This is a genomic window from Pseudomonas sp. VS40 (genome assembly GCF_018587885.1).
In the GTDB taxonomy this organism is placed as follows: Bacteria; Pseudomonadota; Gammaproteobacteria; order Pseudomonadales; family Pseudomonadaceae; genus Aquipseudomonas; species Aquipseudomonas pergaminensis.
This window is the reverse complement of record NZ_JAGYWD010000002.1, coordinates 738,160-750,380: the sequence shown is the minus strand read 5'-3', so window position 1 is coordinate 750,380 and position 12,221 is coordinate 738,160. Positions and strand designations below refer to the sequence as shown.

Sequence of the window (12,221 nt, the reverse complement as noted above, 5' to 3'; positions counted from 1 at the left end):
CCCCCCTGTAGGAGCAGACTTGCCTGTGAAGGCGGCTGCCCTCTAACTGCAAGTGCGCGATCCAAATGTGGGAGCTGGCTTGCCGGCGATTGCATCACCTGGGTACAACTGAGCTATCGAGGTCGCTGCATCGCGGGCAAGCCCGGCTCTCACAGGGATTGTGTTGGCCAATCCTACAGATCGAACCGATCCACCGCCCGGCGCCGCTCATTGTCGTCGCGCACGTCATAGCTGGCGGTGGTCTGGATATTGGTGTGATGTGCCAGTTTCTGCGCGATCGACAGGTCATGCTCCTCGATCACCCGCGTGATAAACGAACGGCGAAAGTCATGGGGCATGATCTTCACGCCCACCTGCTCACCGCGCTGGCGGGCGATGTAGTAGATCGCATGCTTGGTGATGCGCTCGCGGGTGATGTGGCTGCCGCGGCGGATGCGGTTGAACAGGAAGCTGTCATCCACCTCGCCTTCCTTGAGTTGCTCGCGACGAAACGCCAGCCACGCCTGCAGCTTGGCGAACGCCCAGTCCGGCGCGTATTTGATCAGTTCCTTGTTACCCTTGCCGATCACCCGCAAGCTGCGCTCTTCGAAATTGATCTGCGCCAGGTCGAGGTTGACCGACTCCGACTTGCGCATGCCGGAACCATAGAGAATGCCGATCACCGCCGCGTCCCGCAGGCCCTGGGGCCGTGGGTCGGCGGCGCAGACTTCCATCATTTCGCGGATCAAGCTGCGCCGCAGGTTGCGGCCCTGGCCTAAACGGGTGCCCGGCGCAGCCTTGACGGTGCGCATGCGCAACAGGTGTTCCTGGCTGATTAGGTTCAGGCGCCAGGCTTCGTTCATCACCCCACGCACGGCATTCACGTACAGCGAAGAGGTGTTCGGCGCATAGCCGTCCTCGCGCAAGGCGGCGACCAGGGCGATCACGTGTTCGGGTTGCAGCAGGTGCCAGTCGATGTCTTCGAGGTTGATATCTTCAAAGCCCAGGCGGTCGGCCGCATCTTGCAGCACGTAGCGCATGGTCAGCTGGCTGGAGGGCGCCAGGCGGGTGAGGTAAAGGGTCAGCGGGTTGCGGATAGACTCAGTCAAGGTAGATCAGCCTTTGGATTAAATAACTCGAACAAGCCTTTGTTTAATCGAGCTATTTAGTGAATTGGCGAAGGCCGAGTCTACCCCAGGACCGGCCCTCGCACAAAATCATGGGGCCGTGTCGTCTTCATCGATGGGCTCTTGTGGCTGGACCTGGGTCTGGCTCCACTCGCTGTCCTGCTTCTGCATCAGCGCGAACCAGTGCTGGCGCATGAACGTCAGGTACGCGTCCGGCGCCTTCGCAAAGTCCTTCTCGTCCCCATAACAGCCTGGCAGCGGCAACTCGGTACCCTGTTCCTTGTACTGGCTGACCAGCGCCTGTTGGCCGGCCACGCTGCAATCCTTGGGCAGCGGCATGCCGCGCAAGGCGCCGGCCTCTTCGTCCCACCAGGCCGCGCCGAACCGGTCGACCCCGCGCAGGCGGTACTTCTGCGATTTGCCGACATGCATGATCAGCTTGAATTCATTAGGGCTGACATCGCTGGTGCAGGTCCGCGAATAGCCCACGGTAGCCTGGGTGATGCCATCGCCGGCGAGGTCAGTGACCTTGGTCGCAGCCCTGTCAAAACGCAGCGCGGCGTCAAATTCGCAATGCTGCACGTCGTCGTAGAGCATCCACACGCGTTTGGGGCGGTTGCCGTCGATCAGGTATTGCGCCGCATACACGAATGCCGATTGGGTGCCGTCGTCGTCGCGTTCGCTGACTTGCTCGGCGAGCACCAGCAGGTTCTTGCCTTGCTTGTCGTCCCAGGTGTAGGCCGCGATCTGCTTGCCGCGCACTTCCACACCGTCCGGCACCTGGTCGATGCTGGTCAGCGCCACGCCGTCATCGGCCTGGACCGTGGTGACACACGCCACGCTCATCAACAACCCCATCAACGATCCCATCAAAGCAGGCCGCAACTGGCCGCGTAAAAGCTGCACGCTATTCATCCGATCACCCTGGCAAGAGACGGCTTACTTTACCGGCACTTGGGGCGCATTGCAGAGAAGATTCTTCACTAAAATTCGATAGCTCGGCGCGCACGCCCAAGTTGAACCAAATGCCCGGCAGACCGTTCCTATTTCGCTGGCCAACTAAAGTTCGCAGCCCGTTAGTTGCCTAGCTGAACCCTAGCTGTCTACCTGTCAAATAAACGAGTTTTTCATCTGCCTTTCATATCGGTTCCACATTTTTGCGCTTAATCTTGAACACAGCACTTCATAGCAAACCGCGCTATATCGTCTAACCTCTTGATTACGCTTCATCTTTGTCGCCGTTCTTTAACCTGCGGCCTGGACTTTTGCCCAATGATTGCTGCTGTTGCCACGCTCCAAGTTGCTCTAACCCCGAGGTCATGAATCTTTGAAACCCTACCCTATTCATTGTGTGTCGATCGTCATCCCGGTCTACAACGAACAAGAGAGCCTGCCTGAATTGCTGCGTCGTACGACGGCAGCCTGCAAGCAACTGGCCTACGAATACGAAATCATCCTGGTGGATGACGGTAGCCGCGACAATTCGGCCCAATTGCTGGAAGACGCCGCCGCTGAAGACGGCAGCAACGTGGTGGCGGTGATCCTCAACCGCAACTATGGCCAGCATGCGGCGATCATGGCCGGTTTCGAACAGTGCCGTGGTGAAGTGGTGATCACCCTTGACGCCGACCTGCAGAACCCGCCGGAAGAAATCCCGCGCCTGGTCGAGCAAGCTGCCCTGGGCTACGACGTGGTTGCCACCGTGCGCAACAATCGCCAGGACTCGGCCTTTCGCCGCTGGCCTTCGCGCCTGATCAACCTCGCCGTGCAACGCTCCACCGGCGTGGCCATGACCGACTACGGCTGCATGCTGCGCGCCTACCGCCGCACCATCGTCGACGCGATGCTCGCCTGCCGCGAACGCAGCACCTTTATCCCGATCCTGGCCAATGGCTTCGCCCGTCACACCACCGAGATCCTGGTGCACCACGCCGAGCGTGAACACGGCGAATCCAAATACAGCGCCATGCGCTTGATCAGCCTGATGTTCGACCTGCTGACCTGCATGACCACCACCCCGCTGCGCCTGCTGTCCATCGTCGGTTTCAGCCTGGCGGCGCTGGGCATGTTGTTCGCCCTGGCGTTGATCGTCATGCGCCTGGCCTTTGGTGCCGACTGGGCGGGCGATGGCTTGTTCGTGCTGTTCGCGGTGCTGTTCGTGTTCACCGGTGGCCAGTTCATCGGCATGGGGCTGCTGGGGGAATACCTGGGCCGCATGTACAGCGACGTGCGTGCCCGCCCGCGCTTCTTTATCGAAAAAGTGCTGCGCAACCAACCGGCAGCACCGGCTCCCGTGGTCGTCGTCGACGGCCTGGTGTCCTCCCATACCTCTACTTCTGCTGATCAGGTCTAAACATGAGTTCAAAAGCTGTTGTATTCGCGTATCACGATATTGGTTGTGCAGGCATCGAAGCGCTGCTCAATACCGGTTACGAAATTGCTGCTGTGTTCACCCATGCCGATGACCCGAAGGAAAACAACTTCTACGATTCCGTGGCCCAACTGTGCGCGCGCAACGGTATTGCGGTACACGCCCCGGAAGACGCCAACCACCCGCTGTGGATCGAGCGCATCGCCAAGCTGAGCCCGGACTACATTTTCTCGTTCTACTACCGCAACCTGCTGAGCGAGCCACTGCTGGCCACCGCGCGCAAAGGCGCGTTCAACCTGCATGGCTCGTTGCTACCTAAATACCGTGGTCGCGCACCGGCCAACTGGGTACTGGTCAACGGCGAAACCGAAACCGGCGTGACCCTGCACCGCATGGTCAAGCGCGCGGATGCCGGCGCGATCCTGGCCCAACAGAAAGTCATCATCGAACGCAGCGACACCGGCCTGACCCTGCACGCCAAACTGCGCGACGCCGCCAGCAACCTGCTGCGCGATGCCCTGCCGCAATTGGCCCAAGGCAAATTGGCAGAAACTGCCCAAGACGAAAGCCAGGCCACCTACTTCGGGCGCCGCACCGCTGCCGACGGCAAGCTGGAGTGGAAGAAACCCGCTGAAGAACTGTTCAACCTGGTGCGCGCCGTGACCCAACCCTACCCGGGTGCCTTCTGCGCCGTGGGCGAGCACAAGCTGATCGTGTGGCAAGCCGACGTGGTCAAGGGCAACGAAGGCCTGGCGCCGGGCCGTGTGATCAGCGTCAACCCGCTGCGCATCGCCTGCGGTGAAGACTCTCTGGTGATCAAGTCTGGCCAGCGCAACGACAACGGCCTGTACCTGGCCGGCCCGTCCCTGGCCAACGAGCTGGGCCTAGTCGACGGTTCCGTGCTGCGCGGCGCCGAGTCCGGGCGCAAGCCACGCCGTACCCGCGTGCTGATCCTCGGCGTGAACGGCTTTATCGGTAACCACCTGTCCGAACGCCTGCTGCGTGACGACCGCTACGAAGTCTACGGCCTGGACATCGGCTCCGACGCCATCGAGCGCCTGCGCAGCCACCCCAACTTCCATTACGTGGAAGGCGACATCAGCATCCACACCGAGTGGATCGAATACCACATCAAGAAGTGCGACGTGGTCCTGCCGCTGGTGGCCATTGCCACGCCGATCGAATACACCCGTAACCCGCTGCGCGTGTTCGAGCTGGACTTCGAGGAAAACCTCAAGCTGGTGCGCTACTGCGTCAAGTACAACAAGCGCGTGATCTTCCCGTCGACCTCCGAGGTCTATGGCATGTGCCAGGACCAGTACTTCGACGAAGACACCTCCAACCTGGTCGTCGGCCCAGTCAACAAGCAGCGTTGGATCTACTCCGTCTCCAAGCAACTGCTGGACCGCGTGATCTGGGCCTACGGCGCCAAGGGCCTGAACTTCACCCTGTTCCGTCCGTTCAACTGGATGGGCCCGCGCCTGGACCGCCTGGACTCGGCACGTATCGGCAGTTCCCGCGCCATCACCCAGCTGATCCTGAACCTGGTGGAAGGCACGCCGATCCGCCTGTTCGACGGCGGCGAGCAGAAGCGTTGCTTCACTGACATCGCCGACGGCATCGAAGCCCTGGCGCGCATCATTGATAACGACAATGACGCGTGCAACGGCCAGATCATCAACATCGGCAACCCGGAAAACGAAGCCAGCATCCGCCAGTTGGGCGAAGAGTTGCTGCGTCAGTTCGAAGCGCATCCGCTGCGCGGCAACTTCCCGCCATTCGCCGGTTTCCGCGACGTGGAAAGCAAGGCGTTCTACGGCACCGGTTACCAGGACGTGGCGCACCGCAAGCCAAGCATTGAAAACGCCAAGCGCCTGCTGAACTGGGAGCCGACCGTAGAAATGAGCGAAACCATCGGCAATACGCTCGACTTCTTCCTGCGCGAAGCCATGCTTGAAATAGCGGATAAGAAGTAATGCAGGCAGGTCTTCGCATCGACGTCGATACCTACCGCGGCACCCGTGAAGGTGTGCCACGGTTGCTCGAGTCTCTGGATGAAGCAGGGGTGAAGGCGACGTTCTTCTTCAGCGTCGGGCCGGACAACATGGGGCGCCACTTGTGGCGCCTGATCCGCCCGCAGTTCCTGTGGAAGATGCTGCGTTCCAACGCTGTGGGCCTGTATGGCCTGGATATCCTGCTGGCGGGCACCGCTTGGCCGGGCAAGCCGATCGGCCGCGACCTGGGGCACTTGATGCGCCAGGCCAAGGCGGCCGGGCATGAAGTCGGCCTGCACGCCTGGGATCACCATGGCTGGCAAGCCAACACCGGGCGATGGAGCGAAGCGCAGCTGGTCGAGCAGATTCGACGCGGCGTGGAGACCCTGAGCGACATCCTTGGCGAACGTATCGACTGTTCAGCGGCCGCCGGTTGGCGCGCCGATGAACGCGTGGTGCACGCCAAGCAAGGCTTCAATTTTCGCTACAACAGCGATTGCCGGGGCACCAGCCTGTTTCGTCCAACCCTGGCCGATGGCAGCGCGGGCACCCCACAGATTCCGGTGGACCTGCCGACCTTCGACGAAGTCGTCGGGCCGGTGGTGGCTGCCAAAGACTTCAATGGTTTCATCCTCGACCGCTTTGGCGCGTCGAAGCTCAACGTCTACACGATCCACGCAGAAGTAGAAGGGATTCTGATGGCCAATGATTTTCGCCAGTTGCTTGCCCAAGCGGGGCAGCGCGGCATTGACTTCAAACCCCTGGGCGAGTTGTTGCCCGCCGACCTGACCACCCTGCCCCAGCAACACCTGGTGCGCGGCGCCTTGCCTGGGCGTGAGGGTTGGCTCGGAGTGCAACAGGCATGATCCGCCGTTGGGCCTTGCCCCTGCTCCTGTTGGCGTTTGGCGTGTTCTACCTGCTGCCGTTGGCCACCCACGGCCTGTGGATCCCGGATGAAACCCGTTACGCGCAGATCAGCCAGGAAATGCTGCTGACCGGCAAGTGGGCGTCGCCGCACTTCATGGGCATCCGCTACTTTGAGAAACCCGCAGCGGGCTACTGGATGATTGCGCTGGGGCAGGCGATCTTCGGGCAGAACCTGTTCGGTGTGCGGTTTGCGTCGGCGTTGAGCACCGGTTTGAGCATCCTGTTGGTGTACTTGGTGTCGCGCCGGCTCTGGAATGACCCGCAGAAAAGCCTGATCAGCACCGTGCTGTACATGAGCTTTGTCAGCGTCGCGGCCCTGGGTGGCTATGCCAACCTCGACCCGCAATTCACTTTCTGGGTCAACCTGACCGGCGTGGCCCTGTGGTTTTGCTTTGACAGCACCACCCGTAATGGACGGCTCGGCGCCTGGGCGCTGTTGGGGTTTGCTTGCGGCATGGGCTTCATGACCAAGGGGTTCCTGGCCTGGTTGCTGCCGGTGTTGATCGCCCTGCCCTACGCCATTTGGCAAAAGCGCTTTCGTGAATTACTCGGTTACGGCGTCGTCGCGGTGGTCGTGGCAATCGTCGTGAGCTTGCCATGGGCGCTGGCTGTGCACCTGCAAGAGCCCGACTACTGGAACTTCTTCTTCTGGCACGAGCACATTCAGCGCTTTGCCGGCGACGATGCCCAGCACGCCGAACCGTTCTGGTATTACCTGCCGCTGCTGGTCGCGTTCTGCCTGCCGTGGGTGGCGCTGTTGCCGTCCACCTTCAAACAGGCCTGGCAGGACAAACGCAGTGCAAAAATCGGCTTTGTGTTGCTGTGGCTGCTGATGCCCCTGGCGTTTTTCAGCCTGGCCAAGGGCAAGCTGCCCTCCTACATCATGCCGTGCCTGTTGCCGCTGGCCTTGCTGATGGGCCATACCCTGGCCGACAAACTGGCCCAGGGCCGCTACCGCGCATTGCGTATCAACGGCTGGCTGAACCTGGTCATTGGCGTGGTGGTGCTGCTGGCGTTGAGCTGGTTCCAGCTGAAGAAGCCGGTGTATGAGCATGGGCAGGAAACCTTCAGCCTGGTGCTGGTGTTCACCTTCCTGTTCGGCTGGATCCTGGTCAACCTGCTGCAAGCTGCCCAGCCGTTGCGCCTATGGGCGGCGCCGATCCTCGGCAGTTGGCTGATGGTCGCGTTGCTGCCGGCCGCCTTGCCGCACTCGGTGGTGTACAACAAGACGCCTGACGCATTCATCATCGACCACCTCTCCGAATTGCAACCCGCGACCGCCCTGCTCAGCAATGACCTGGGTGCGGCGTCGGCGCTGTCGTGGCGCCTGGCGCGGCCGGACGTGACGCTCTACAACACCGTCGGTGAAGTCAAATACGGCCTGGCCTACCCGGACGCCGGCCATCACAAGGTGGACACCACTCAGGTCCAGCAGTGGATGAGCGAAGCGCGTAAAAACGGTGCGGTCGGCGTGGTGATGCGGGTCAAAGGCGACGATGAAATCGCCGAAGTGGCGCTGCTGCCCACCGATGGCAAGCGCTATGAGCAAGGCAATATCGTGATCCTGATCTTCCCGCAGGTGACGCCTTGATCACCCTGCTGCTGTTATTGGCCGCGTGCCTGCTGACCTGCATGGGCCAGGTGTCGCAGAAGTTCGCCGTGGAACGCTGGCGTGACCTGCCGGATGGCTGGGCGTTGAAACTGCGCTCGCCGTGGTTGTGGTCGGCGCTGGTGTGCCTGGGCCTTGGCTTGCTGGTATGGCTACTGGTGCTGCAGCGCCTGGAGGTGGGCATTGCCTACCCCATGCTCAGCCTGAATTTCGTGCTGGTCACGCTGGTGGCGCGGTTTGTCTTTCATGAGCCCGTCGACGGCCGTCATTGGCTGGGGGTGGCGCTGGTGATCGGCGGTGTCGTGCTGTTGGGGCGCCACGTATGAGCCGGGTGCAAGGCTTTGCCCTGGCCCTGGGCAGCGTCGGCCTGGTGAGTGCCGCCCAACTGGGCATGCGCTGGAGCATGACACGCCTGCCGCTGCCCAGTGACTGGCTGGAGGCGCTGAACCACAACAGCATCGACCTGCGCGCGCTCGGCATGGTGGCCCTGGCGATCCTGGCCTACGCGCTGTCGATGCTCTGCTGGCTCGGTGCACTCAAGCACTTGCCACTGGGCCGTGCCTATTCGCTGTTGAGCATCAGCTACGCCCTGGTGTACCTGCTGGCGGCCAGTCTGCCGGTGTTCAACGAAGCTTTTTCCGTTTCAAAAACCCTCGGGGTGGCTTTGGTCATCCTCGGTGTGCTGGTTATCAACTCTCGTCGTGCTAGCGCTACAAGTCCCAGGAATGTCCCATGAAAATCAGTGTATTTGGTAGTGGTTACGTCGGTCTGGTACAGGCCACCGTATTAGCCGAAGTCGGTCACGATGTGATCTGCATGGACGTCGATCAGAACAAGGTCAAGCTGCTGCAGCAAGGCCATGTGAGCATTTTCGAGCCGGGGCTGGCGGCCATGGTGAAGGAGAACCTGGAGAGCGGGCGCCTGCACTTCACCTTTGATGAGAAACTGGCCGTTGAACACGGCGAAGTGCTGTTTATCGCCGTGGGCACGCCTTCGGATGAAGACGGTTCGGCGGACCTGAAGTACGTGCTGTCGGTGGGCGATGCCGTCGCCCGTCACCGCAAGGAGCCGGTGATCCTGGTGGAGAAGTCCACCGTACCCGTCGGCACCGGCGACACCCTGCGCGCCCATATCGAAAAAGCCCTGCACCTGGCGGGCCGGCACCTGGAGTTCGATATCGTCTCCAACCCGGAATTCCTCAAGGAAGGCTCGGCCGTGGCCGATTGCCGCCGCCCGGACCGCATCATCATCGGCTGCGAGCGCGAAGAAGTGCGCGATGTGATGCGCGACCTGTACGCGCCGTTCAACCGCAACCATGACCGCATCATCTTCATGGACCTGCGCAGCGCCGAGCTGACCAAATACGCCGCCAACTGCATGCTGGCGACCAAGATCAGCTTTATCAACCAGATCGCCGAGCTGGCCGAGCACCTGGGGGCGGACATCGAAGCCGTACGCCTGGGCATCGGTGCCGACTCGCGCATCGGTTACCACTTTATCTACCCTGGCTGCGGCTATGGCGGCTCGTGCTTCCCCAAGGACATGCGCGCCCTGATCCACAGCGCCAAGCAGGCCAACTGTTCCAGCGACCTGCTTGAAGCGGTGGAAGCCATCAACCAGCGCCAGAAGAGCAAGCTGTTCGAACGCATCAATGCGTTCTTCAAGGGCAACCTGCGCGGCAAGACCTTTGCCTTGTGGGGTCTGGCGTTCAAGCCCAACACCGACGACATGCGCGATGCACCCAGCCGTGTGCTGATGGAGGCCTTGTGGGCCGCCGGCGCCAATGTGCGCGCCTTCGACCCGGAAGCCATGCAGGAAACCCAGCGTATCTATGGCGATGATCCACGGCTGATGCTGATGGGCACGCCGGAATCCACCCTGGGTGGCGCCGATGCACTGATCGTCTGCACCGAATGGCAACAGTTCAAGGCGCCAGACTTCGACCTGATCCACCAGCGCCTGAAAACCCCAGTGATCTTCGATGGCCGTAACCTCTACGACGGTGAACGCCTGGCGCGCAAAGGCTTCCAGTACTACCCGATCGGGCGTGGCGACTCCTGCCAGTTGCCGATTCCCCAGCAGCAGTGGGTGGCTCAAGAGGCAAAACAGGCCGTGGAAGCCTGAGACGTGAACAAAGCTCAACCGTCCCTGTTAAACCCAACGATCCGCCGGCAATCCCTCGGTCTGGGGTTGCTGGCGTTGTTGCTGTTTATTGCCGGCAGTTGGCACCAGGCGATTATCGGCTTCGACTCCCGCTTCGTGCTGTTCGCCCAGGAAATGCTGCGCCATGGTCCGGGCTTTTTCCCCACCACGTACGGGCAGCCCTATGCGGATTACCTGGCGACCTCGACGCTGTTGACGTGGCTGCTGTCATTGCCTATCGGCCAGGTCACCAGCCTCACGGCCTGGTTGCCCACGGCGATAGCGTCGGCGGTGATCGTCATCCTGGTGTACCGCCTCACGGCGCCCTACTCCCAGCGCTGGGGCCTGCTGAGCATCGCGCTGTTGTTGCTGAGCAGTACCTTTATCAGCGAAACCCGCTCCGTGTCCCTCGACCAGATGCTGGCCGCAATCGCTTTGGCGGTGTTCTACCTGGGCTATGCCCATGACCACTTCGGCGCGGGTAAACGCCTGCCCTGGTTGTTCCTCCTGCTGATCGTCGGTTTTGCGGTGCGTGGGCCGATTGGCCTGGTCATTCCGACCGGCGTGCTGTGCAGCTATTACCTGATCAACCGGCAATGGCGCCAGCTGTTCAGCTTCGGCTTGATCGCGCTGGCGCTGCTGGTGGCCTGTGTTGGGCTGTTGCTGTTGATGGCCAAGCTGAGCGGCGGCGAGACGTTCATGCAGGACGTGATCCGCATGCAGTTCCTTGGCCGGATGGATGGCAGCGAGGGCTCCAGCGGTGTGCTGTATTACTTCACCAGTTCCCTGGGCAACTACGCCATGGCGTATCCGCTGGCCGTGCTGGTGCTGCTGGCGATGGTAATCAGCGGGCGGCGTGCGCCGGGGCCGGCGTTGCAACTGGTGTGGTACTGCGCGGCGGCCGGGTTGCTGGTCATACTGGGGCTGTCGATTCCCCAAGCGAAAAAGGCACGCTACGTGCTGCCGATGTTGCCCATGGCGGCGATCATTGCCGCGTATCCGTTCCAGGTGGCACACGGGCGGCTCTTTGCCTGGCTGCGCGGGCTGATGCTGGGCATCTGGACCCTGTTGCCGACCCTGTTGATCGCCGGCCTGCTGATTGCGCGGCCGCGTTACCCAGAGCAATTGAGTCATTTGGGGTGGGTGTTCGGTGTGCTCGGGGTGCTGCAGGTCTTGGCAGTGCTGGCGCTGTTCAAGTCGCAGGTGCGCCTGGTCGGGCCTGCTTTTGCGGCCGTGTTGGCGGTGTGGGGCACTTATATCTTCGTGGTCGAACCCCTGGAGCGCAGTGTCTACGACACACGCACCTTTACCTTGGAGGTGCACGAGCACGTCATGCAAGAACGGGCGCCGGTGGTGCTGCATGGGTTGGGCAAAGACGCCAAGGCGATCAAATACATGGTCAACCTCGATTGCGACCAGGTCCCGTTGTTTACCCAGAAGGCGGCTGACCTCAAGCCCCTTCAGGGACCCGCCTGGCTGGTGATGAGCGAAGCCGATTATGAAGGCTTGCAGGACCCGCGCTTTCGCTCCATCACCCCGACCCTGGCCGGGGAGTTTGACCGTAACCCTTACGTGCTGCTGCACTTGGCCAAAACCCCGCAACCTTGAGCCCTGTGCCGGCGCTGCCGGCACGGAATACTCCTACACAGCTTTACGTAATGACTGGTGCCATTTCGCTTTCCTGCGCTTAAAACCGGACTGTAAACTCGCCCCGGTGCGGTATTCATGTACCGCAACAGGTGATGGGTTACAACAAGGACGTTGAAGGAGAATGCCGTGCCAGATGATGTATCGCTTGATTCCCCGGTTCTCTCGCGCAGTGATCAGGTGCATATCGGATACCTGCCCATGCCCTCGCTCGATCGGTTGATGGGGTTGCGCGATGCCCTGGTGGCGTTGAAAGGGCCATTGGCCAGTGAGCCTGGGCTACAGGAAGACCTGCAGCGACGCTTCTTGGACGAACACGTCAATAACCGCGTGCTGGGTAAGGTTCGCTGCTTGCCCTCCGGTTAAACCACCCCACAGTTCATTAATTTTGCATTCAACTATCATTAATATGCATTGGCACGACG

At 61.3% G+C, this 12,221-nt stretch carries 11 protein-coding genes; 9 read left to right on the top strand and 2 right to left on the bottom strand.

Annotated elements, in window-relative coordinates:
• Positions 1 to 173 precede the first annotated feature (173 nt).
• Entirely contained in the window at positions 174 to 1,088 is a 915-nt protein-coding gene (locus KHP07_RS08490) for a site-specific integrase (RefSeq protein ID WP_078048482.1), read from the bottom strand.
• A gap of 108 nt (positions 1,089 to 1,196) precedes the next feature.
• Positions 1,197 to 2,021, bottom strand: coding sequence for a M949_RS01915 family surface polysaccharide biosynthesis protein (locus KHP07_RS08485; protein ID WP_214497003.1), 825 nt, complete (start codon positions 2,019 to 2,021; stop codon positions 1,197 to 1,199).
• A gap of 412 nt (positions 2,022 to 2,433) precedes the next feature.
• Here KHP07_RS08485 and arnC point away from each other — a divergent pair, with 412 nt between their 5' ends.
• The 9 genes from arnC to KHP07_RS08440 all read left to right on the top strand — a co-directional run bounded on the left by arnC (position 2,434) and on the right by KHP07_RS08440 (position 12,162).
• Positions 2,434 to 3,459: an undecaprenyl-phosphate 4-deoxy-4-formamido-L-arabinose transferase gene (gene arnC / locus KHP07_RS08480; protein WP_061436935.1), complete on the top strand. Its 1,026-nt coding sequence runs from the start codon at positions 2,434 to 2,436 to the stop codon at positions 3,457 to 3,459.
• A gap of 2 nt (positions 3,460 to 3,461) precedes the next feature.
• Positions 3,462 to 5,453, top strand: a complete 1,992-nt coding sequence (gene arnA / locus KHP07_RS08475; RefSeq protein WP_214497002.1) for a bifunctional UDP-4-amino-4-deoxy-L-arabinose formyltransferase/UDP-glucuronic acid oxidase ArnA — start codon at positions 3,462 to 3,464, stop codon at positions 5,451 to 5,453.
• Positions 5,453 to 6,337, top strand: a complete 885-nt coding sequence (gene arnD, locus KHP07_RS08470; protein WP_100490635.1) for a 4-deoxy-4-formamido-L-arabinose-phosphoundecaprenol deformylase — start codon at positions 5,453 to 5,455, stop codon at positions 6,335 to 6,337. The genes arnA and arnD overlap by 1 nt, the downstream gene beginning before the upstream one ends.
• Positions 6,334 to 7,989, top strand: a complete 1,656-nt coding sequence (gene arnT, locus KHP07_RS08465; RefSeq protein WP_214497001.1) for a lipid IV(A) 4-amino-4-deoxy-L-arabinosyltransferase — start codon at positions 6,334 to 6,336, stop codon at positions 7,987 to 7,989. Before arnD ends, arnT begins: the two co-directional genes overlap by 4 nt.
• A complete protein-coding gene (arnE, locus tag KHP07_RS08460; protein ID WP_078048487.1) occupies positions 7,986 to 8,333 on the top strand; it encodes a 4-amino-4-deoxy-L-arabinose-phosphoundecaprenol flippase subunit ArnE in 348 nt (115 codons plus the stop codon). The genes arnT and arnE overlap by 4 nt, the downstream gene beginning before the upstream one ends.
• Positions 8,330 to 8,743 carry a 4-amino-4-deoxy-L-arabinose-phosphoundecaprenol flippase subunit ArnF gene (gene arnF / locus KHP07_RS08455; protein WP_214497000.1) on the top strand — a complete coding sequence of 138 codons (414 nt, stop codon included), beginning with the start codon at positions 8,330 to 8,332 and terminating at the stop codon, positions 8,741 to 8,743. Before arnE ends, arnF begins: the two co-directional genes overlap by 4 nt.
• Entirely contained in the window at positions 8,740 to 10,131 is a 1,392-nt protein-coding gene (locus KHP07_RS08450; protein WP_078048489.1) for a UDP-glucose dehydrogenase family protein, read from the top strand. Before arnF ends, KHP07_RS08450 begins: the two co-directional genes overlap by 4 nt.
• A 3-nt stretch (positions 10,132 to 10,134) precedes the next feature.
• Positions 10,135 to 11,757 carry an ArnT family glycosyltransferase gene (locus tag KHP07_RS08445; RefSeq protein WP_078048490.1) on the top strand — a complete coding sequence of 541 codons (1,623 nt, stop codon included), beginning with the start codon at positions 10,135 to 10,137 and terminating at the stop codon, positions 11,755 to 11,757.
• Positions 11,758 to 11,997: 240 nt separating this feature from the next.
• Entirely contained in the window at positions 11,998 to 12,162 is a 165-nt protein-coding gene (locus KHP07_RS08440; protein WP_157806769.1) for a type VI secretion system contractile sheath small subunit, read from the top strand.
• Positions 12,163 to 12,221 lie beyond the last annotated feature (59 nt).